This window comes from Paenarthrobacter sp. NPDC089988 (assembly GCF_044748465.1).
Taxonomy (GTDB): domain Bacteria; phylum Actinomycetota; class Actinomycetes; order Actinomycetales; family Micrococcaceae; genus Arthrobacter.
The window spans coordinates 30,247-49,055 of sequence record NZ_JBIVGD010000018.1 but is presented as its reverse complement, the minus strand read 5'-3'; the positions used below and the strand labels follow the sequence as shown (position 1 = coordinate 49,055).

Sequence of the window (18,809 nt, the reverse complement as noted above, 5' to 3'; positions counted from 1 at the left end):
TAGCAGTAAACGGCCCACGGCCTTCACTGGGGACCGGGCTGCGGAGGCAATTGGCCGAAGCAGTGGCCAATGCACCGGAACGCTACGCCTTGGCCCTTCAGACATCTTCCGAGGCGTGCCTGAGCTATCCGCTGGTGTCCTTCCTTAGAGCGAGCGCAATCTTGTGGGTGGTGGAAGGGCCTCACGGAGAAATCAGGAATGGGCTGCTTGGCCCCGACGCCGGCTGGGACCATGCACCAGCGGCGAGTACCGCCGTCGTGCTTTTCGGCAGTGTGCTACACGCCGCAGGAGGTGACCTTCCCGTGGGCGCCTTTACGACGCGGATGCTTGCGGCGTGCTCCCTGAGTCCGGTGTACATGGGACTTAGGGAGCCACTGCACCAGGTGTGGGATATGGATGCCTTGACCGCTGAGCTGAGGGGGCAGGCACCGAAAGGGGTCGCCTTGGTGTCTGGCGACGGGTTTTCCGGCACCGTGAGCGCGTACCGCACTGAGGCCGGCGTGGTGGAAGGCTTCGATGTCCTGCTGCCTGCCGGGCTACCGGAAGCAGGTTCGGCATCGGCAGTGGCGGACGCAGCCGTGGAAGCGAACGCCCAGGAAATCGGCATCGACCTTCATCACGGGCTGGTGGACGGGTTTGTGCGTGAGCGCGGAGAACTATCCAGGGAACCCCGGCTGAGGGTATTGGGTCCCTCACTGCACCACGGCTTACCGGAAAAGCTGGACGGGGACGCCGAGCTGCGCGGCCGGCCCCCGTTCCAGCACTTGGTTGCTACCTTCCCTGGAGCCGTTGCTCAGGCGTAGCCATCCACGATTGCCGCTGCGATCTCCTTGTAGGCCCGCCGGGTTCCGGCGGCGATCTTGTCCAGGGAGATCCGGTCGCCATCAGCCACCCCGCGATCGTGGGGCACCGTGATGAGCTGCCGGCAGAACCCCGCGAGGTGTTCCTCGATGGCGCGCTTGTTGACGCGGCTGGAAACCTGGTCCTTGTCAGTCACAACGACGATTGCGTTGCGGGCCAGGTTTTCATAGCCGTGGTCGGCAAGCCACTGCAGGGTGTTGCGTGCCCGCTTGGCGCCGCTGACCGCGTACCCGGAAGCGATGACCAGGTTGGTTGCCTCGGGCAGGACGCCCGCCATGGCCGGGTGTGAGACGCCGGTGCCACAGTCCGTGAGGGTGACCGAGTAATACTGGGAAACGAGTTGCTTGATCCGGAGGTATTCCTCGGCAGTCAGCGCATCCGACAAAGCCGGGTCCTGCTCACCAGCCACCAGGTGGAGCCTGTTGGCGTGGTGCATGTAATCGGTGAGCATGGTCAGCGAGTTGATGTGGTCGATGTCGCGGACAATATCCGTGATGGTCCGGGGCTTGACCTTTTGGTACAGCATTTCCCCGAGTGCGCGCTCTGCCAGATCGCCGCTGTCAGGATTCGCATCAATCGCGCAGGGATGGTCTCCCCGGTATTCGGCCAGGATCATGCCGACGCCCACGGTGGTGGAAGTTTTCCCGATGCCGCCCTTCAAGCTGAGGATGGCCGTGTTGAAACTGCCTGAAAGGGGCCTTGCGATGCGGCGCTCCAGCTCGGCCTCGTCCTGGTCCTTCGCGCTGGGGCCAAGGTTCACGAAGCCGCCCGTTGCCGAATACAGGACGCTGCGGAACCCGGTGCTGGGACGCGGTTTGTCCGGCCGCACGAACTGGGTCTCCAAGTGGGCCGAGGGCGCTGCCACGGGGACGGACGGTGCCTGGGTGGTCTTTTCGGCGACAGGGAAGCTTCCAAGAGCCTCCGCCCTGCCATCCGGGTGGACGTGAAAGCGGCCTTCCTGTCCCTTAACGTGGTCGATGGCCTCAGCGAGGACCGGAGCGCCGGACGCCTTGGCATAGCCCGCAAGGACGGTGATGGCCGCCGAATACGGATCCGTGCCCTCGGTGGTTGAAATGGATTCTCCACCGACTGTTACCCGGCCGTCGGCGAACACTTCAACGCGTGTGGCCCCCAGTTCCATCGCTGCACCCTTCGATATTCCATACGGCGCCAAGGCGACGCCCCAACCAGAGATCCTAGCGGGGCCGGCAGACACTGGTCTTGTCACATGGCTTTCATTCACTGGCCTACTTCCCGCCACCCAAGGATGCATGGAGGTTGGCCACGCGGTTCGCCTCGTCGAAATCGATGGTGACTTTGCCGTCGTCGAACGATAGTTCAACGACGCCCGGCGACACTTCCGTAACCGGCCTCCCCAGCCGGAACCTGGCGTAACTTTCGACGGCCCGCCGATGGTCTTCGATCATCAAGCCGGAGATGCCCTCCATCAGGCGCATCTGGAACGTCAAAGCAGAAGGGGGACCCAACTGCAGGCTGCCATGGTTGTAGGTGACTACTGCCATGGAACCGCGGCCGATGTCCGCCGTGAAATGGTTCGGCCTGCCGGTAACCAGAAGTGCGGCGGCAGCGACCTTGAACGCAACCAGCGTGGCCCCGCCCTTCGCGCCGTTTTGGCGGACCTCGTCATCGGCATACGCCGGCACGATCGCAGCGAACGGGACTTCGCCCGTGGTCAGCTCTGGAATCCCGTGGTGCTTGCCGAAATCGAGGATCTGGTCCAAGACGGCTTGCTGGGCGGGTGATGCCTCAACATGCGGATTGGCCCACGCCCAGAGGAAGCTTTGCGGTCCGGGAGCCGCGGTTCCCAGGAAGGCGGTGTCCGAATGCTTGGAGCTGCTCCCTGCGAAATGGAACTCGAGGCTTGTGAATTGGTCCGCAGTATCCCAGCGCTGGTACTCCCACTCCTCGAAGCGGTTGTCCTGCATCTGGTGGGTTTCGAGGAACAGGACGGCGGCGTCATCGACGACGTTTTGGAAGCTGGGCACAGTCATGCGGCCACCCTAGGCATGGCTTCCGGCGGGCAGGCAAATTGCGGCTGGCGGAACTGTGGATAACCTCGTTGCGTGCGGTCAGTGCCGGTCTGCGGTGCGCGCGATGAGGGCTTGAAGGTCTTCGGCAACCTTGTCCTGGCGGGCGCTGCGCGTCAGGACGCCTGAACCGTGCTTGGGCTTCGAGGCCTGTCGCGGTTGGGATGTCCGCGGCTGCGTGTTGCGGCGGAACGCGGCGTCGCGTGCCGTCCTCGGTTCACGCATGGGCGCGTCAACGGTGACGGTGCCCTGCAGGGGGTCGTGGAAGAGAGGGAGATTCATGGGTCCATTCCGGGAAGTGCGGGCAGCACGGGTGCAGCCTTGGAGACGCTCAAAGGGATATGAACTCTGATCCTTGCATAACTGAAAACGCGGTGATATGGACGGATGCATATGGGCCTGGCATTTGCTTGTGCACTTGTCCACGGGTTTTGGGAGGCTAACCCCAGAGGGCTTTGCGGAGCAGGGTCTTCAGTTGCGTCACTTCGTCCTCGCTCAAGTGGGCGAGCTGCTGTTGTTCGCAAGCGTCCAGCTCCGAGCGGATCTTGTTGTGGATCCGGCGTCCCTCACCCGTGGAGACGATGGCCCGGGAGCGCCTGTTCCGCTGGCCGGGGGCGCGTTCCACCAGCCCTCGGTGTTCCAGATCATCCACCAAGCCCGCCACCTGGTTAAGGTCGAGGCTGAGGAATTCGGCAATCTCGCGCTGCGTGGCGTCCAAACCACTGCAGGCAAGTGTCAGTACGGAGAAGGTGCGCTCGCGGAGGCGGAAGTCGCCCAGGGTGTGCTTGTTGAGGGCGGAGCCGGCGTCGTGGAGCTTCCCCAGCAAAAGACCAACATCGTTGCCGATCTCCGCGGCCGCGAGGCGCGGTGTTTCAACATCGGCAAGCAGCGGACCCATGACAACTCCAAATAGTAGAAACGACCACGACCGCTACATTTTTGTCAGATGCGCAGGCCCCCATGACCGCTTCAAGCATCTCACGACGCCAAGAGTCGTGCGCGCAACGGGTCCTGTCAAGCGTGGGCTAAGGTGCTGGAAAGACTCACTTCCCAGGCTCACAAGGGGTTCCATCACACATGGGCGCGCTCGGATATCTCGCCGCTTCAGTTCCACCACGCATGGCGAGTGCCGGTGCCGCACTAGCCCTGCCCATCCTGGCCGTCCAGCAATTGGGGGATGTCGCCGTCGGGGGCTTGCTGGTGGCGGCGTCCCTGGGTCCCAGCGTGCTGGCCGCACCCTTGGTGGGCACTGCCCTGGACCGGACCCGCCGCCCCCGTTTGTTGGTGGCGGGATCCGGTGTCCTGACGGCCATCGCGTTTGCCGCTGCAGCGTTCATTGGGCAGGTTCCGCTGCCGGTAGTGTTCGTCCTCTTGGTCCTGGCCGGCGCCGTGTCGCCCTTCTATATGGGTGGGCTTTCCAGTTTTGTGTCCGGTGCGATTCCGGACGGCCGCCGGGCCTTCGCTTATGACGCGCTGTCCTACAACGTATCCGCCGTGGCCGGCCCGGCATTGGTGGCGGTCATTTCCGTGTTACTCCCGGCGCAGGCCGCCCTGTGGGTGTTGGCTGTTGCGGCGGCCCTCGGTTCCCTGGCGATACGTGCCGTGCGGCTCCGGCCCCATGGCCGATCGGGCGGCTCGCCCTGGCAGGCCGTCAAAGGGGGCCTGGGCATGATCTTCTCGCATCGTCCGCTGGCTGTGATGACGGCGTCGTCCACCCTCACCCAATTGGGGCAAGGAGGTTTGGCCGTTGCGGCCATCGCGTTGTCCGTGGAGCGCGTCGGATCGCCCAGCGAAGGCGCAGCAGTCGTGACGTCCTTTGCCGTGGGCAGTCTTCTTGGAGCGCTTTACGAGACGGCGCGGCCCACGCGGCGCTCGCCGGAATTCGTGATGCTGGCCGGTTTCCTGGCCACAGGACTGCTGACTGCCGTGGCCGCGTTGAACTTCGGAACTGTGTGGACGGTCTTGGCCATCGGCTTGTCCGGCGCATTCACCGCACCCTCGACAGCCGCCATGCTGTTCCTACGGAACCGGCTTAGCCCGCCGCACCTGAAGTCGCAGATCTTCACAGTCAGCGCCGGATTCCGGGCCAGTGCATCCGCGGGTGGCGCAGCCGTGGCAGCCTCGGCCGCGGGGTTGGGCGGTGCCGTGATGGTGGTGGCCATGGGGGCGATCTGGATCATTTCGGCGGCGGTGATGGGCGCTTATCCAAGGAGCGACGAGTAAGCAGCCCTGTGCGCAATCGGCAGGATATTGCCGATTCGATGCCTGCGATAGCCAACGTCTTGGGCCTCCATGTGAAGGTGGGCTGATGGCGGGGGGCTTGGCTGACTGATAGCGACGAGGCCGGAAACATTCCGTCAAAGGGATAAATCCCGGTTAATTTTGTCCGTTCAACTGCCTTTGCCGCTCCAAGAGCATTACGATGAGCAACGACTCATCAGAATGAGTACGCGTCTGAGTTCGACTCACACCTAACCGGGGGAAATACCAATGAGCTATCAGCAACAACCTCAGCAGACCCAGCCTTACGGCGCCCAGACCGGCGAACCGCCGCTGTGGGCTCCCTACTACGGCGCACCCATTGGCGCTGCTGTTCAGCGTTTCTTCAAGAAGTACACGGCGTTCACGGGCCGTGCGAGCCGCAGCGAGTACTGGTGGTGGGCACTCGTGGCAGCCGTCGTCGGCTTCGTTTTGAACCTTCTGACCACCATCCTGGGTGCCGCCGGTGCCACGGTTTCCAACGGAACCTCCGTTCCCGGACCGGGTGCCGTTGTTGGCTTCATCCTGATTGCCGTCTGGGGCCTCGCGACGATCGTTCCGTCAATCGCCCTGACCGTTCGTCGCCTGCACGACGGCAACTTCAGCGGCTGGCTTGTCCTGCTGGTCCTGGTTCCGTTCCTCGGAGCCTTGGCTGTTCTCGTCCTGACGCTGCTCCCGTCCAACCCGGCCGGCCAGCGTTTCGACGTGCCCACCGCCTAAGGACCTCGCATTACCCGAAAGGGGCGGCACACCACGTGCCGCCCCTTTTCGTTTCCACCGACCAAGCCGTGGCAGGCTGAAGACCTGCCCCAACGACGAGGAGTGACATGACCAACCCTGCACAGGCCAGGAGCATCAAACGTTGCGCAGTGGTTGGGGGCGGCATCATCGGGGTGGCCGTGGCACGCGAACTCGCGAACAAACTCGACGGCGCCCAGGTCACCCTCTACGAAAAAGAGAACAAACTTGCAGGGCACCAGACCGGCCACAATTCAGGGGTGGTGCATGCCGGGCTTTACTACGAACCGGGCGGCCTGAAGGCGACCCTGTGCCGCAGGGGAGTGGGTTTGCTGCAGGAATTCTGCGCCACCAAGAACCTCCCCTATGAGGCCTGCGGCAAGCTGGTCATTGCCCAGACCCCAGAAGAGGCCAAGCGCCTGGACAACATCTTCGCCCGCGCCACGGCCAACGGGGTGCCGGGTGCGCGCATGCTTGACGCCCACCAGATCAGCGAGGTGGAGCCGAACGCCGTCGGGCTTTCCGCCCTCCACTCGCCGGAGACGGCGATCGTCGATTACGCGGCCATCACCAACGCGCTCGCCGACGACGTCCGCATGGCGGGCGGGCAGATCCGCCTCGGCCAGGAGGTCACTTCCCTGGAACAGCAGGCAAACGGCGTGGTGGTCCATACAAGAGACGGCGCCGACCACTACGACCTGGTGGTTGCCTGCGCAGGGCTCCAGTCGGACCGGCTGGCAGCAGCCACCGGGGAATCCGGAACGCCGCGGATCGTGCCTTTCTTCGGGCAGTATTTCCTGTTGGGTCCGGAAATGCGTGATCAGGTGAAGGGCCTGATCTACCCTGTGCCGGATCCCAAGCACCCCTTCCTTGGTGTGCACCTCACCAAACGGATTGACGGCGAAATGATGTTGGGTCCCAACGCCTTCATTTCCTTCGGCAGGGAATCCTATTCCTGGAAGGACGTCAATGTCCGGGACGTGCTGAATTACGCACTTTTCCCAGGGTTCTGGAATTTCGCCCGCCAGAATGTCCCTTCGGCCGTCCGTGAGTTCCAAACGGTGGTCAGCAAAAGGAAATTCATCAAGGAAGCCATGCGCTTTGTGCCCTCATTGGAAGGTGCCACGGTTGTCCCGGGCACACGCGGCGTGCGCGCCCAGGCCATGAATGGCGACGGTTCGCTGGTAGACGACTTTGTGATTGCCCGACGCCGGGACACAGTTTTGGTGCGGAACGCACCGTCGCCGGGGGCTACGTCCTCCATGGCCATTGCCGAGTACATTGTCCAGCAGGCATTGGCACGGTGATGGGCCCCAAAAACCCGCACTAATCCGGGACGAAATGCCTCGGAATGTCGTGTTGGCCACAATATTCGGTGAATGCGGGTTGCTTGCCCTAAACTGCTGCACTGAGGTGCCGGAATGGCACTTATGCAGCAACGAAAGCGAACCCTATGGCTACTGATTACGACGCCCCGCGCAAGACCGAAGAAGAGTCTCCCGCTGAATCGCTTGAGGCCCTTCAACAGTCCCGCGGGACCGGTGCCCAGACTGCTGTCATCGATGTCGATGAAAACGACACCGCCGAAGGCATCGACCTCCCGGGCGCCGATCTTTCCAATGAAGAACTGACCGTTGTGGTGGTTCCCGAACAGTCGGATGAATTCACCTGTGCTTCTTGTTTCCTGGTCCGTCACCGGTCCCAGGTGGCCTTGGAAAAGAACGGGCTCAAATACTGCAAGGACTGCGAAGGCTAAGCCAATTCGCAGCGCACCGGACCCCATCTGGCCAGGAATGGCCGGGTGGGGTTTTTAATTGCCCAAGATCACGCCATGGTCACGTGATCTTGGGTTACGAACGGGGTGCCGGAACTACAAGGAATGGCGTTTCAAGGAACTCAAAACGCCTCCGGCATGACCTTTCCGTGACCACCGAATTACCCCTCTAACGGTTGGGCGCCGAAGCGGAAACGAACGGTCCAAACCCGGCCTGACGCTCCTACTCTGGAGTTATCCAACCCGCCTTGAAGGGGGCAAAAAAATGAGGAAAATCAGCGCCGGAGTGGGAGCCGTGGTTGCGGTTGCCGGTCTCGGGCTGGTGGCGCCGGGCCCAGCCTCGGCAACACCGTATTGCGGGATCATGTGGGGATCGCTGGCCAAGGCCGATCCGGACATGAGTTCTGCCACGGTCACGAACGTCCGCACGGGCCAGCAGGCCTGTTACGACCGTTTGGTGATCGACCTTTCCGGCAAAGTGGCCGGATACTCCGTGCAGTACGTCCCGGTGGTGGTCCAGGATGGCTCGGGCTTTGAGATCCCGTTGCTGGGCGACGCCGATCTCCAGGTGACCGTCACAGCTCCGTCCTACAACCAGGGCGGTCAAGCTACGTATGTTCCTGCGGCGAAGGCCGAGCTCTCCAACGTCTCGGGCTACCAGACGTTCCGACAGGTGGCCTATGCAGGCAGCTTCGAGGGCTACACGAGCGTGGGGCTGGGTGTCCGTGCCCGGCTTCCGTTCCGGGTGTTCACCTTGGACGGGCCCGACGGCGGCTCGCGCCTGGTAGTGGACGTGGCGCACCACTGGTAGGCCTCCCAAGACACGGCTAAACACAGGGAAAGCTGCCGGTTCGTAGGGAAACTTCCTTACGAACCGGCAGCTTTCCAGCGAACTGCGCGTGGTTTGGCAGCGCGGAGTAGGCCAGGTAGGCCTACTCCGGGACCACCAACGCAGGGGTGTCCTTGCGGATGGTTTCGCCCCGGAAGAATCCCGGGCGCACGCGGGACATGATGAGCATGACCACCGCGCCCATCGCCAGGATCCCCGCGCCGAGGACGAACACCAGTCCCACCCCGAAGATCTCCGAGCCGCTGCCGAATTCCGGCGCCCAGCTGTCCACTGCCGTCTGCAGGAAGACCACGAACAGGCCAACGCCGCCCAGCAGCGGGCACAGGAGCCGCAGGAAGAAATTGCGGGCACTCGTGAAGACGCTGTTCCGGAAATACCAAACGCAGGCAATGGCGGTGAGTCCGTAGTAGAAGCAGATCATCAGGCCCAGGGCCAGGATGGTGTCGTTCAGGACGTTTTCGCTGATCACGTGCATCACCGCGTAGAAGCCCGCAGAGAGGACGCCGGCAGCGATAGTGGCGAAGCCCGGCGTCGAGAATTTCTTGCTCATGTGGCTGAAACGCTCGGGCAGGGCGCCGTAGTGCGCCATGGCCAGCAGGCTGCGGGACGGCGATGTGAACGTGGACTGCAGCGAGGCCGCCGAGCTGGAGAGGACCGCGAGGGACATCAGGATAGCGAACGGGCCCATGACAGGGGACGCCAGCGCCGTGAACACGTTGGCGTGGTTCTCCTCGTTGTTCAGCCCGATTCCCGTATCGCCCACGCCGGCGAACATCATGGTGGCGATGGTGACCAGCAGGTAGATGCCCAGCACGATCACTGCGGTCAGGGTACCTGCTGCGCCCGCTGTCTTCTTTCCGTTTGCGGTCTCCTCGTTCACCGTGAGGCAGACATCCCAGCCCCAATACACGAAGATCGAGAGCGAGATGCCGGCCGCTACCTGCCCGAAGGTTTCAATCTTGGTGACGTCGAACCAGTCCCAGCTGAACGGGACGGCGGTCTCCGAAGTGGACCAGTTGGCGAAGGCCATGGCCACGAAGAGGCCCAAAACCAGCAACTGGAAACCAACCAGCCCGTACTGCACGATCTTGGTGGTGTGCAGGCCCCGGTAGCTGACCCATACTGCCAAGGCCACGAAGACGAAGCAGGTGAGGACGTTGAGGACCTTGTCACCGGCAAGGTCAGCGAGTTCCGGGTTCCCGGTTGCCTGGGCCAGGAACAGGTAGAAGAAGTCCACCGCCACTCCAGCCAGGTTGGACAGGACAATGATGTTGGCTGCGAGCAGGCCCCAACCGCCCATCCAGCCCACCCAGGGGCCGAACGCCTTGGTGACCCAGGTGAACGTGGTGCCGCTGTCCGGAGAGTCTGCGTTGAGCTCGCGGTAGGCGAGGGACACCAGGATCATCGGAATGAACCCGATCAGGAAGATCACGGGCAGCTGAAGCCCGGCTTCGTTGACCGTCGGTCCAAGCGCGCTGGTGAGCGTATACGCCGGGGCGATGGTTGAAATGCCAAGAACGACGACGGCGAGGAGCCCCAACTGCCCCGTCTTCAGTCCCTTGCCGCTGATGTTGTGCGACGTGGCAGCGTCGGTGCCGCTGCTTCGGATTGTCTGGCTCATGGAAGGCCCTTTCTAGATGGCCGTAGGCTGCTGCTGCGTAATGCAGTGGATGCCGCCGCCCCGTGCGAACAGCTCGCGGGCGTCAACACTGACCACGCGGCGTCCGGGGTAGGCATCGGCGAGAATGCGGAGGGCTTTCTCGTCCATGGGGTCGTTGAAGCTGCAGGCGATGACCCCGCCATTGACTACGAGGTGGTTGATGTAGCTGTAGTCCACATACCCCTCGTCGTCCGTGAGTGTTTCCGGTGCGGGAACCTCGATGATGTTCCATTCCCGGCCTGCTGCGTCATGGGTGGTGCGCAGGAAGTCGATGATTTCCCGGGAAACCTTGTAGTCGGGGTGTTCCGGGTTTTGCTGGGAGTGGACCAGCAGCGTTCCCGGGCTGGGGATGACTGCCACAATGTCCACGTGGCCTCGGGTTCCGAACTTCTCGGAATCACGGGTCAGGCCGCGTGGGAGCCACACGACATGTGTCGCTCCGATGGTGCGGGCCAACTCTTGCTCGATGTCGGCCTTGGTCAGGCCCGGATTGCGGCCCTGGTCCAGCTGTACGGTTTCCGTCACCAGTACGGTGCCTTCACCGTCAACCTGGATTCCACCGCCCTCGTTGACAATGCCGGACGGGAGGTGCTGAACCCCGGCACGGCCGGATACGAACTCGGCGATGAGGGAGTCCTTGTCCCACGCAGCCCAGTCCTGGCCGCCCCAGCCGTTGAAGATCCAGTCCACGGCACCGAGCTGCTTGTTGGCATCGAGCACGAACGACGGTCCAATGTCGCGCATCCAGGCGTCGTTCAGTTCCGCTGTCAGTACCTCGACGCGGGGGTCCAGGTAGCGCGCGGCCGTTTCGACGTCGTCGGGCGCTACCACCATGGCGACCGGTTCGAACTCAAGGATGGCGTTCGCGACAGCCGCCCAGGTGGAGCGCGCCGCGTGGGCCTCTTCCTCCGTGTCGCCCAGGGTGTAGCCGCCCGTGGGGAAGGCCATCCAGACGCGGTCCTGCGGGGCCGTCTCGGACGGCATGCGCCAGGCGCTCACGCGGAGACCGCCTGTGCAGGAGCGGCACCCAGCGGCGCATCTGCGTTCACCGGTTCAGTGAGGCGGGCATAGGTTTCCGGGCGACGGGTGGCGAGGAACGGGAACAGCGTCAGCCAGTCCTTGCGCTGGTCCAGGTCCAGGTCGGCAACCAGGACCGCGGACTCGTCGCGCGGTGCCTGGACCAGGATGCGGCCGTAGGGATCGGAGATGAAGGAGGAACCGTAGAAGTTCAGGGTGCCCTCGCTGCCATGGCGGTTGGGGGCGATCATGAACAGGCCGTTGGCGATGCCGTTGCCCACGATCACCTGCTGCCACAGCGGCTGGGTGTCAAAGTCGGGATGGTCCGGCTCGGAACCGATCGCTGTGGGGTAGACCAGGATTTCGGCGCCGCCCAGGGAGTACACGCGGGCCAGCTCCGGGAACCATTCGTCCCAGCATGTGGGCATGCCCAGGCGGGCGCCGCCCAGTTCGGCGGGCGCGTGCACCGCGTAGGCGTCATCGGAGTCCGGGCCCTGGCGGAAGAACTTGTCCTCGTAGTAGCCGGCCGTGACGGGGATGTGCAGCTTATGGGTGCGGGCCACGAGTTCGCCTGCGGGGGACACCAGGATGGCGGTGTTCAGGCCCAGCCCGTCATCGCTGCCGTCCGGGTTCTCGGCCTTTTGGTACAAGGACGCGTGTACGGAGACGCCGAACGTCCTGGCGGCCTCGGCTGCGAAGGTGAAGGTGGGGCCCGTGAGGAGGTCCTCGGTGATATCCGAGGGACGGATGCCTGCAGCGGGGTTGTTCTCCGGACGGGTGTCCGCCGGGTAACGGGAGAGCGTCAGCTCGGGGAGGAAGACAACAGTGGCTCCCAGCTTGGCCGCACGCTCGATGCCCTCGGTGAGCTCGGCGCGCAGGACGGCTTCGTCGGCGTGCCAGCGGTGCTGGACGACGCCGACCCGCAGCGGGGTTCGGGTGGACGGTTCGGTGCGTGCCAGGGAAGTCGGGGCTTCGAGGCGGGTAATTTCAATCATGATGGCATGTACTCCGATGAGACGACTGTCACTAAATGAATAGCGTTCATTTAGTATGGCGGGAGTCACGCCTGAGCGCAAGGGTAGAAATGAACCTCGTTCTTTTATGACCGCTCGAGTGACGGCGTGCAGTGGCGGCGTTCAGCGCTTGGGGCGGGCCCTCACATGCATGCGCTCGCCTTGCTGGCCGAATAGCGTCAGCAACTCGACGGGCTCCGAGGTGGCGCTCGCGAACCAGTGCGGCGTACGGGTATCGAATTCCGCGGCTTCGCCGGCCTTGAGGATGAAGTCGTTCTCTCCCAGGATCAACCTGAGCTTTCCGTTGAGGATGTACATCCAGTCGTAGCCCTCGTGGGACTGCGGATTGGGTTCTTGCTTGCCTGTACTTCCCGGCAGGATCATCTTGAAAGCTTGGATGCCGCCGGCTCTCTTGGTCAGCGGCAAGGCGGTTCCCCAGTGGTGGACGTGAGGCTTGAGGTGGATGCGGGGATCGCCCGTTTCCGGCGCGTCGATGAGCTCCTCGAGGGGGACCTGGTGCAGGCGGGCAATGGGCAGCAGGAGTTCCAACGTGGGCTTGCGCTGGCCGGACTCGAGACGTGAGAGCGTGCTCACCGAAATGCCCGTGGCTTCGGAGGCCTCTGCGAGCGTCACGTTTTTCCGGGTGCGCAGGTCTCGAAGCCTGGGGCCGACGGAATCGAGGAGTTTGCTGAAATCGGAATCCATGCTCCCAGTTTGCCATAGCAGCAAACTTTCTTGCCGGTTTGCGAGTGGTCGCGAAACCATTGAATCCAAGCGTTGTGGGGCCTGCTTTGCGCCTTGTGAGTGTGGGGTAGCGCGCAGAGCGGGCCTCGCAAGGGAAGAAAGGGAAGCGCATGGAACAGCAGTATGACGTTGTAGTGATCGGTGGAGGGGCGGCCGGGCTGAGTGCGGCCGTCACCCTGGGCAGGGCTTTGCGCCCGGTGCTGGTCATCGACGCTGGAGAGCCCAGGAATGCGCCGGCGGCAGGCGTCCACGGATTCCTGTCCCGGGACGGCATGAGCCCGCTGGAACTGCTCGCCGTGGGGCGGGAGGAAGTCCGGAAGTACGGCGGCAGCATCGTGGAGGGGACTGCGGTAGCGGCACGTTCGACGGCGGAGCCCGGCCCGGGTGCGGAGCCCGCCTTTGAGGTGGAGTTGGCCGACGGGCAGTTGGTTGGTGCGCGGCGTTTGCTGGTTGCGACCGGCCTGAAGGACGTGCTTCCGGACATCGAGGGCATCGGTGAACGCTGGGGCAAGGACGTGCTGCACTGTCCGTATTGCCACGGCTGGGAGGTGCGGAACAAGGCGATCGGGATCCTGGGAACCGGGCCGATGTCCATGCACCAGGCCTTGCTGTTCCGGCAATGGAGCCCGGACATCACCCTGTTCCTCAATGACCTGCTGGAACCCACAGAGGAGGAGTGGGAGCAACTCGCGGCCCGTTCCATCACGGTGGTTGACGGCAAAGTGGCGTCCCTTAAGGTCGAGGATGATGCCCTGTCCGGCGTCACCCTGGAATCGGGCAGGACCATTCCCGTGGAAGCCGCGGTGGTAGGTCCACGGATGGAAGCCCGCTCAGCTGTGCTTGAGTCGCTCGGCATCCAACCGGCCGAGCATCCCATGGGCGTGGGACACCACGTGGAAACCACGGCCCTCGGCGGTGCGACATCGATCCCCGGCGTGTGGGTGGCCGGTAATGTCACGGACCTGACTGGGCAGGTGGTGGCCGCTGCTGCCGCGGGCAACATGGCCGGAGCGGTGATCAACGCCGATCTCATGGTGGCCGAAACGCGTATGGCAGTGGAGGCCGCGCGTCAGGGGTCTCCCGCAACGGTTTACTGACGGACTAGCGTGGTGCCCAGATCCTTTCAAGCCTTGAGATGGGGACACCATGAGAATCGTTGTCATTGGCGGCAGTGGACACATCGGCAGCTTCCTGGTGCCGCGGCTGGTGCGGGGTGGCGATGAGGTCATCAACGTCAGCCGCGGAAACCGCGCGCCCTACGTGGAAAGCCCGGAATGGAGCCAGGTCCACAGCGTCGCCGCGGACCGCGAGCAGGAGGACCGGGAGGGCACCTTCGGTAAGCGGATCGCGGAACTGCATGCCGACGTCGTGATTGACCTGGTGTGCTTCACGCTCGACTCAGCCACGGCGTTGGTTGAACGCTTGCGCGGCGAGACGGGACACCTGCTGCACTGCGGTTCCATTTGGCGCTACGGGCCAAGCCGGAAGGTTCCCATTCCCGAGGAAGCCGATCTGCCGCCGTACGGTGAATACGGAATCCAGAAGGACCGGATCGCCCGGATGCTGAAGGAAGAAACCGCGAACGGTGGGCTGGCCACCACGTCGCTGCATCCCGGCCACATTGTGGGTCCGGGCTGGCATCCGATCGGCCCGCTCGGGAACCTGGACCCGGAAGTCTGGCGCACGCTCTCCGCAGGCGAACCACTGACAATTCCCGGCAGCGGGACGGAGCTCATGCACCACGTCCACGCCGATGACCTGGCACAGGCCTTCGAAAAGGCAGTGGAGCGCCGGCAGGAGGCGCCGGGCGAGGACTTCAACATCGTTGCGCCCACGGCCCTCAGTGTCCGCGGCTATGCCGAGATCGCTGCCGGGTGGTTCGGGCAGGCAGTCCGGCTCAACCCCGTTAATTGGGAAGAGTTCCGTGGCTCCACTCCGGAAGAGCACGCGGAAGCCAGCTGGGCGCACCTGCACCGCAACCATTGCTTCTCCATCCGAAAGGCTGAACGGCTCCTCGGATACCAGCCGCGCTATGAGCCGGAAGCGGCTGTGCTCGAATCCATCCAGTGGCTCGTCGCCAACGGTAAGCTGCGCGTGGCGGAAGCTCTGCGGCCAAGCAATTAACGGTCGACTTGTGGCCTGAAGGCGAGGACGATTAAAGGGCAGCCATTGAAGGAGGTTGGTATGTGCTACGCGTACTATCAGGACTTCGAGCGGCGCACGAAGAAGGACTCCGCGCGCAAACCCGAAACCCGCAAGACTGAGGAAGCCCCGGTCCAGCCGGTCGAGAAGCGACCGCAGACAGAAGGCACGCTGTGGACGTTCCTGGCCCGCCGCCGTCGGGAGTTTGAGGTATCCGAACCGAAGATCGAACGCATCCGCGAGAAGGTCTGATCCAAGCAACGCGGGGATCCGTAGAAGGATCCCCGCGTTGTTTTAAGCCGGGGCGGTGGTGCTGCGGAGAACCAGTGTGGGTTCGATGAAGGTCTGCTCCGCTGTGAGGTCAGGATCGTCGAGCCTCGCCAGCAGGCGGCGTGCCGCGTCCATTCCCACCACGTCGCTTCGGTTGTCGATGGATGTGAGGTCCAGGTAACGCGACTTGGCCAGGGGCGAGTTGTCGTAGCCAATCACCGAGACGTCCGATGGCACCGACAGTCCGCGTGCCTTGAGCGCGGCGAAGGCGCCGAGCGCCATGGTGTCGTTGGCGGCGAAGATTGCGGTGGTGTCCGGATGGTGGTCCAGGAGCCAGCATGCGGAAGTGTAGCCGTCCTCCTCCGAGGTTCCGCCGGACTCGGCAACCACGCCGGGCAAACCGGCTGCCTCCACAGCGCGCCGGTAACCTGCGCGCCTGTGGTCGGAGGCGCCGTCGTGCCCTGACAGGTGGCCAATCCGGGTGTGGCCCAACTCCAGAAGGTGGTCCGTTGCCATGGCGCCGCCGAGGTCGTCATCGTTGGTGATTAGGTCGGCTCCGGCGGGTACGCCTTTGCGCCAACCCGCGACGACGGTGGGCACCCAGGTGCGGGCCAGCATGGATTCGCTGGGTTCGGCTGCGATGACCAAGGCGTCCACGTGCATGGCGAGGAGGCCGTCCGTCGCTTCCTTGATCCGGTTCTCGCACGGCCGCGAATCGGCCAGGGTCACTTGGTAGCCGGGCTCGGAGAGGACGGATTCCATGCCCCGGAGCAGGTCCACGAACCAGAGGTTCCGGTAGTCGTCGATGACCAATCCGATGCTCTTGGTGCGGTTGCTGGCTAAGGTGGTCGCAGCGCGGCTGGGCCGGTAGCCGAGTTCTGTGATCGCGGTGTGCACGGCGTCCCGGCGCTTGGCGCTGACCCTTTCGGGGTCCTTGAGGAACAGCGAGACCAACGACGGCGAGACGCCGGCCTGGGTGGCGACGTCGTAGAGGGTGGGGCGTCGAGACTGGGGAGTGGGCCGCGCGTTGGGTGTTTTCACGGAGTTCAGCATGCCTTTCGGGTCTGTCTACGAGGATAGTCGGCGAATGATTGACAGGACATATGGACATGGCTACGATCAATGCCAGTGCAAAAATTGTAGCGCTACAAAATGCCGTTCAGTGCCCCATCTGACGGCGGAATTTCGAAGGAGAAATCATGGCTGAAAGCCTCGGCGTCGCCGTTATCGGTGCAGGCATGGCCGGCAAAGCCCACGCCGCCGCGTACCGCACGGCATCTGCCCTCTACAGCCCGGTGCTGCCCCAGGTGCGGCTCGTCTCGATCGGTGACGTGAACGCCGAGTTCGGCTCCCTGGCTGCCCGCCGGTTCGGGTATGAGCGTAACGACACGTCGTGGCAGGCGATCGCCGAAGCTGACGATATTGACGTGGTCAGCGTGGTGATTGCCAACTCGCTGCACCGTGAAGTGGTGGAAGGACTCCTTGCGGCCGGAAAACACGTGCTGTGCGAGAAGCCGTTGAGCGACACTTTGGAGGACGCCCGCGCCATGGCCGATGCCGCCCGCGCTGCCGAGGCCCGCGGCAACCTGGCCCGCATCGGCTTCACGTTCCGCCGCACCCCCGGCATTGCATACATCCGTGAACTGATCCAGAACGGCTTGCTGGGCAACGTGCTGCACTTCAGCGGCCGGTACTGGACCGATTACGGCTTCAGCCCCTCCGCTCCCATGAGTTGGCGCTACAAGGGTGGCCCCGGCTCGGGTGCGCTGGCCGACGTCGGAAGCCACCTCACGTACGTATCCGAGTTCCTGTGTGGCGACATCAAGTCCATCAGCGGCGGCCGCCTGGCCACCGCGATCGACAAGCGCCCGCTGCCATTGAGCGCAGTCATGGGCCATGACCACGTGGCCGTCAGCGACACCGTCGAGGCCGTGGAGAACGACGACTACGCAGCCTTCAACGCCGAATTCGCCAACGGAGCCGGGAGCTTCGAAGTGTCCCGGGTTGCTGCCGGACACGCCAACAGCCTGCAGTTCGAGGTGTTCTGCGAAAACGGCGGCGCAAAGTTCGACCAGCGTCGCCCCAACGAAATCCAACTCTTCCTCAGTGACGAGTCGGGCCTGCAGAACGGCTACCGCCAAGTGATCCTCGGCCCCGGACACCCGTACATTGCCGGTGGTTTGGCCATGGACGCCCCCGAAGTCGGATTCGGCCAGAACGACGCTTTCGGCTACCAGGCCCGCGCCTTCCTCGAAGAGATCGCTGGTCTCTCCGAGGCAGAATCGCTGCCCCGCTGCGCCACGTTCGACGAAGGGGTCCGCAACATGGAACTCCTCGGTGCCGTCACCGAGTCCGCCCTGAACAACGGAAAGAAGATCACGCTATGAAACTCGGTGTCTACAACGCGATCCTGCACGACCGTCCGCTTCCCGAGGCCTTGAAGGTCATCGCGGACCTGGGCCTGACCGGCATCGAAATCAACACCGGCGGGTTCCTGCCCGCAACCCACGTGCCCACCATGGATCAAATCCTCGAAAGCGATGCCGCCCGCGATGACTACCTGGGACTCTTTGAGAGCACCGGGGTGTCCATCGCCGGCCTGAACTGCAACGGAAACCCGTTGCACCCGCGACGGGACATCGGGGAGAAGCACGCCGAGGACATCCGCCGTTCCATCCGCCTGGCGCAGCGTCTGGGACAGGACCGCGTGGTCACCATGTCCGGGCTGCCCGGCGGCGAACCCGGCGCCACCGTGGTCAACTGGGTGGTCAACGCCTGGAACTCCGCCGCGCTGGATGTGCTGGACTACCAGTGGGGCGTCGCCGCGGAGTTCTGGAAGGAAACCGACCGCCTCGCAGCAGACCACGGCGTCAAGGTCGCGTTGGAACTGCACCCGCAGAACATCGTCTTCAACACCGCAGACGTGCACAAGCTCATCGAACTCACCGGAGCCACCCACGTGGGCGTTGAACTGGACGCCTCCCACCTGTTCTGGCAGCAAATGGACCCCGTCACCGTGGTCCGCGAACTCGGCCCGCTGGTGTTCCAGGCCGCCGCGAAGGACGTCCGCGTCAACACGGACAACGCCGCCCTCTACGGCGTGCTGGACAACAGCTTCCGCAGGCTCTCGGCCGAGGAGAACCGCACCAACCTGGGCGGGGACGAGTGGGCCAATGAGTGGCCGAAGAACTCAGCCTGGGACTTTGTCGCCCTGGGCCGCGGCCATGACACCGCCTATTGGACCGAGTTCCTGCGTGCCCTCCATGAGGTTGACCCCAACATGCTCGTCAACATCGAACACGAGGACGTCTCCCTCGGCCGGATCGAGGGACTGCAAGTCGCAGCCAAGGTCCTTCGCGACGCCGACGCCGCCCTCGAAGCGTCGCTGAACGTCCCCGCCTGATCCGCTGATCCCGTCCAACGGACAATTCAC

At 63.9% G+C, this 18,809-nt stretch carries 20 protein-coding genes; 11 read left to right on the top strand and 9 right to left on the bottom strand.

Features of this window, described 5'->3' with window-relative positions:
- The first annotated feature begins 50 nt into the window (after nucleotides 1-50).
- A complete protein-coding gene (locus ACIPV6_RS18870; protein WP_400272350.1) occupies nucleotides 51-803 on the top strand; it encodes a DUF6177 family protein in 753 nt (250 codons plus the stop codon).
- Here ACIPV6_RS18870 and ACIPV6_RS18865 read toward each other — a convergent pair.
- From ACIPV6_RS18865 to ACIPV6_RS18850, 4 genes are all read right to left on the bottom strand, one after another.
- On the bottom strand, nucleotides 794-2,002 hold the full coding sequence (locus ACIPV6_RS18865; protein ID WP_400272349.1) for a MinD/ParA family protein: 1,209 nt from the start codon (nucleotides 2,000-2,002) through the stop codon (nucleotides 794-796). The genes ACIPV6_RS18870 and ACIPV6_RS18865 overlap by 10 nt on opposite strands.
- A 106-nt stretch (nucleotides 2,003-2,108) precedes the next feature.
- Nucleotides 2,109-2,873 (bottom strand): DUF6882 domain-containing protein, encoded by a 765-nt coding sequence (locus ACIPV6_RS18860; RefSeq protein WP_400272348.1) that lies wholly within the window; start codon nucleotides 2,871-2,873, stop codon nucleotides 2,109-2,111.
- 78 nt (nucleotides 2,874-2,951) lie between these two features.
- On the bottom strand, nucleotides 2,952-3,191 hold the full coding sequence (locus ACIPV6_RS18855; protein WP_400272347.1) for a hypothetical protein: 240 nt from the start codon (nucleotides 3,189-3,191) through the stop codon (nucleotides 2,952-2,954).
- A 157-nt stretch (nucleotides 3,192-3,348) separates the two neighbouring features.
- Entirely contained in the window at nucleotides 3,349-3,807 is a 459-nt protein-coding gene (locus ACIPV6_RS18850) for a MarR family winged helix-turn-helix transcriptional regulator (protein ID WP_397323236.1), read from the bottom strand.
- Nucleotides 3,808-3,986: 179 nt separating this feature from the next.
- Here ACIPV6_RS18850 and ACIPV6_RS18845 point away from each other — a divergent pair, with 179 nt between their 5' ends.
- The 5 genes from ACIPV6_RS18845 to ACIPV6_RS18825 all read left to right on the top strand — a co-directional run bounded on the left by ACIPV6_RS18845 (nucleotide 3,987) and on the right by ACIPV6_RS18825 (nucleotide 8,491).
- A complete protein-coding gene (locus tag ACIPV6_RS18845) occupies nucleotides 3,987-5,132 on the top strand; it encodes an MFS transporter (RefSeq protein WP_400272346.1) in 1,146 nt (381 codons plus the stop codon).
- Between the two features lie 267 nt (nucleotides 5,133-5,399).
- Nucleotides 5,400-5,888: a DUF805 domain-containing protein gene (locus ACIPV6_RS18840; protein WP_400272345.1), complete on the top strand. Its 489-nt coding sequence runs from the start codon at nucleotides 5,400-5,402 to the stop codon at nucleotides 5,886-5,888.
- A 107-nt stretch (nucleotides 5,889-5,995) separates the two neighbouring features.
- Nucleotides 5,996-7,213 (top strand): L-2-hydroxyglutarate oxidase, encoded by a 1,218-nt coding sequence (lhgO, locus tag ACIPV6_RS18835; RefSeq protein WP_400272344.1) that lies wholly within the window; start codon nucleotides 5,996-5,998, stop codon nucleotides 7,211-7,213.
- A 146-nt stretch (nucleotides 7,214-7,359) separates the two neighbouring features.
- Nucleotides 7,360-7,662 carry a DUF4193 domain-containing protein gene (locus tag ACIPV6_RS18830; protein ID WP_387438096.1) on the top strand — a complete coding sequence of 101 codons (303 nt, stop codon included), beginning with the start codon at nucleotides 7,360-7,362 and terminating at the stop codon, nucleotides 7,660-7,662.
- 283 nt (nucleotides 7,663-7,945) lie between these two features.
- Nucleotides 7,946-8,491, top strand: a complete 546-nt coding sequence (locus tag ACIPV6_RS18825) for a hypothetical protein (protein WP_400272343.1) — start codon at nucleotides 7,946-7,948, stop codon at nucleotides 8,489-8,491.
- A gap of 121 nt (nucleotides 8,492-8,612) precedes the next feature.
- Here the strand turns inward: ACIPV6_RS18825 and ACIPV6_RS18820 are convergent, their stop codons facing one another.
- The 4 genes from ACIPV6_RS18820 to ACIPV6_RS18805 all read right to left on the bottom strand — a co-directional run bounded on the left by ACIPV6_RS18820 (nucleotide 8,613) and on the right by ACIPV6_RS18805 (nucleotide 12,925).
- Nucleotides 8,613-10,151: an APC family permease gene (locus tag ACIPV6_RS18820; protein ID WP_400272342.1), complete on the bottom strand. Its 1,539-nt coding sequence runs from the start codon at nucleotides 10,149-10,151 to the stop codon at nucleotides 8,613-8,615.
- A 12-nt stretch (nucleotides 10,152-10,163) separates the two neighbouring features.
- Nucleotides 10,164-11,189, bottom strand: a complete 1,026-nt coding sequence (locus ACIPV6_RS18815) for an agmatine/peptidylarginine deiminase (RefSeq protein WP_400272341.1) — start codon at nucleotides 11,187-11,189, stop codon at nucleotides 10,164-10,166.
- A complete protein-coding gene (locus ACIPV6_RS18810; RefSeq protein ID WP_400272340.1) occupies nucleotides 11,186-12,202 on the bottom strand; it encodes a nitrilase-related carbon-nitrogen hydrolase in 1,017 nt (338 codons plus the stop codon). Before ACIPV6_RS18810 ends, ACIPV6_RS18815 begins: the two co-directional genes overlap by 4 nt.
- Nucleotides 12,203-12,343: 141 nt before the next feature.
- Nucleotides 12,344-12,925 (bottom strand): helix-turn-helix domain-containing protein, encoded by a 582-nt coding sequence (locus tag ACIPV6_RS18805; RefSeq protein ID WP_400272339.1) that lies wholly within the window; start codon nucleotides 12,923-12,925, stop codon nucleotides 12,344-12,346.
- Between the two features lie 149 nt (nucleotides 12,926-13,074).
- Here ACIPV6_RS18805 and ACIPV6_RS18800 point away from each other — a divergent pair, with 149 nt between their 5' ends.
- From ACIPV6_RS18800 to ACIPV6_RS18790, 3 genes are read left to right on the top strand one after another with little or no spacing between them, the layout of a single operon-like run.
- Entirely contained in the window at nucleotides 13,075-14,061 is a 987-nt protein-coding gene (locus ACIPV6_RS18800; protein WP_400272338.1) for an NAD(P)/FAD-dependent oxidoreductase, read from the top strand.
- A gap of 49 nt (nucleotides 14,062-14,110) precedes the next feature.
- Nucleotides 14,111-15,088: an NAD-dependent epimerase/dehydratase family protein gene (locus tag ACIPV6_RS18795; protein ID WP_400272337.1), complete on the top strand. Its 978-nt coding sequence runs from the start codon at nucleotides 14,111-14,113 to the stop codon at nucleotides 15,086-15,088.
- 60 nt (nucleotides 15,089-15,148) lie between these two features.
- Nucleotides 15,149-15,358: a hypothetical protein gene (locus ACIPV6_RS18790; RefSeq protein WP_400272336.1), complete on the top strand. Its 210-nt coding sequence runs from the start codon at nucleotides 15,149-15,151 to the stop codon at nucleotides 15,356-15,358.
- A gap of 42 nt (nucleotides 15,359-15,400) precedes the next feature.
- Here the strand turns inward: ACIPV6_RS18790 and ACIPV6_RS18785 are convergent, their stop codons facing one another.
- Nucleotides 15,401-16,417, bottom strand: a complete 1,017-nt coding sequence (locus ACIPV6_RS18785) for a LacI family DNA-binding transcriptional regulator (protein ID WP_400272335.1) — start codon at nucleotides 16,415-16,417, stop codon at nucleotides 15,401-15,403.
- A gap of 158 nt (nucleotides 16,418-16,575) precedes the next feature.
- Between ACIPV6_RS18785 and ACIPV6_RS18780 the strand changes: the two genes are divergently transcribed.
- Together ACIPV6_RS18780 and ACIPV6_RS18775 are read left to right on the top strand one after the other, a co-directional pair.
- Nucleotides 16,576-17,763, top strand: a complete 1,188-nt coding sequence (locus ACIPV6_RS18780) for a Gfo/Idh/MocA family protein (protein WP_400272334.1) — start codon at nucleotides 16,576-16,578, stop codon at nucleotides 17,761-17,763.
- Nucleotides 17,760-18,779, top strand: coding sequence for a sugar phosphate isomerase/epimerase family protein (locus tag ACIPV6_RS18775; RefSeq protein WP_400272333.1), 1,020 nt, complete (start codon nucleotides 17,760-17,762; stop codon nucleotides 18,777-18,779). Before ACIPV6_RS18780 ends, ACIPV6_RS18775 begins: the two co-directional genes overlap by 4 nt.
- Nucleotides 18,780-18,809 lie beyond the last annotated feature (30 nt).

What these genes read in the sequence shown, in the direction of transcription:
- lhgO (WP_400272344.1), top strand. Translation starts at nt 5,996, where the DNA reads ATGACCAACCCTGCACAGGCCAGGAGCATCAAACGTTGCGCAGTGGTT.
- ACIPV6_RS18810 (WP_400272340.1), bottom strand. Translation starts at nt 12,202, where the DNA reads ATGATTGAAATTACCCGCCTCGAAGCCCCGACTTCCCTGGCACGCACC.
- ACIPV6_RS18830 (WP_387438096.1), top strand. Translation starts at nt 7,360, where the DNA reads ATGGCTACTGATTACGACGCCCCGCGCAAGACCGAAGAAGAGTCTCCC.
- ACIPV6_RS18850 (WP_397323236.1), bottom strand. Translation starts at nt 3,807, where the DNA reads ATGGGTCCGCTGCTTGCCGATGTTGAAACACCGCGCCTCGCGGCCGCG.
- ACIPV6_RS18865 (WP_400272349.1), bottom strand. Translation starts at nt 2,002, where the DNA reads ATGGAACTGGGGGCCACACGCGTTGAAGTGTTCGCCGACGGCCGGGTA.
- ACIPV6_RS18825 (WP_400272343.1), top strand. Translation starts at nt 7,946, where the DNA reads ATGAGGAAAATCAGCGCCGGAGTGGGAGCCGTGGTTGCGGTTGCCGGT.
- ACIPV6_RS18860 (WP_400272348.1), bottom strand. Translation starts at nt 2,873, where the DNA reads ATGACTGTGCCCAGCTTCCAAAACGTCGTCGATGACGCCGCCGTCCTG.
- ACIPV6_RS18820 (WP_400272342.1), bottom strand. Translation starts at nt 10,151, where the DNA reads ATGAGCCAGACAATCCGAAGCAGCGGCACCGACGCTGCCACGTCGCAC.
- ACIPV6_RS18805 (WP_400272339.1), bottom strand. Translation starts at nt 12,925, where the DNA reads ATGGATTCCGATTTCAGCAAACTCCTCGATTCCGTCGGCCCCAGGCTT.
- ACIPV6_RS18775 (WP_400272333.1), top strand. Translation starts at nt 17,760, where the DNA reads ATGAAACTCGGTGTCTACAACGCGATCCTGCACGACCGTCCGCTTCCC.
- ACIPV6_RS18800 (WP_400272338.1), top strand. Translation starts at nt 13,075, where the DNA reads ATGGAACAGCAGTATGACGTTGTAGTGATCGGTGGAGGGGCGGCCGGG.
- ACIPV6_RS18845 (WP_400272346.1), top strand. Translation starts at nt 3,987, where the DNA reads ATGGGCGCGCTCGGATATCTCGCCGCTTCAGTTCCACCACGCATGGCG.
- ACIPV6_RS18855 (WP_400272347.1), bottom strand. Translation starts at nt 3,191, where the DNA reads ATGAATCTCCCTCTCTTCCACGACCCCCTGCAGGGCACCGTCACCGTT.
- ACIPV6_RS18840 (WP_400272345.1), top strand. Translation starts at nt 5,400, where the DNA reads ATGAGCTATCAGCAACAACCTCAGCAGACCCAGCCTTACGGCGCCCAG.
- ACIPV6_RS18790 (WP_400272336.1), top strand. Translation starts at nt 15,149, where the DNA reads ATGTGCTACGCGTACTATCAGGACTTCGAGCGGCGCACGAAGAAGGAC.
- ACIPV6_RS18795 (WP_400272337.1), top strand. Translation starts at nt 14,111, where the DNA reads ATGAGAATCGTTGTCATTGGCGGCAGTGGACACATCGGCAGCTTCCTG.
- ACIPV6_RS18780 (WP_400272334.1), top strand. Translation starts at nt 16,576, where the DNA reads ATGGCTGAAAGCCTCGGCGTCGCCGTTATCGGTGCAGGCATGGCCGGC.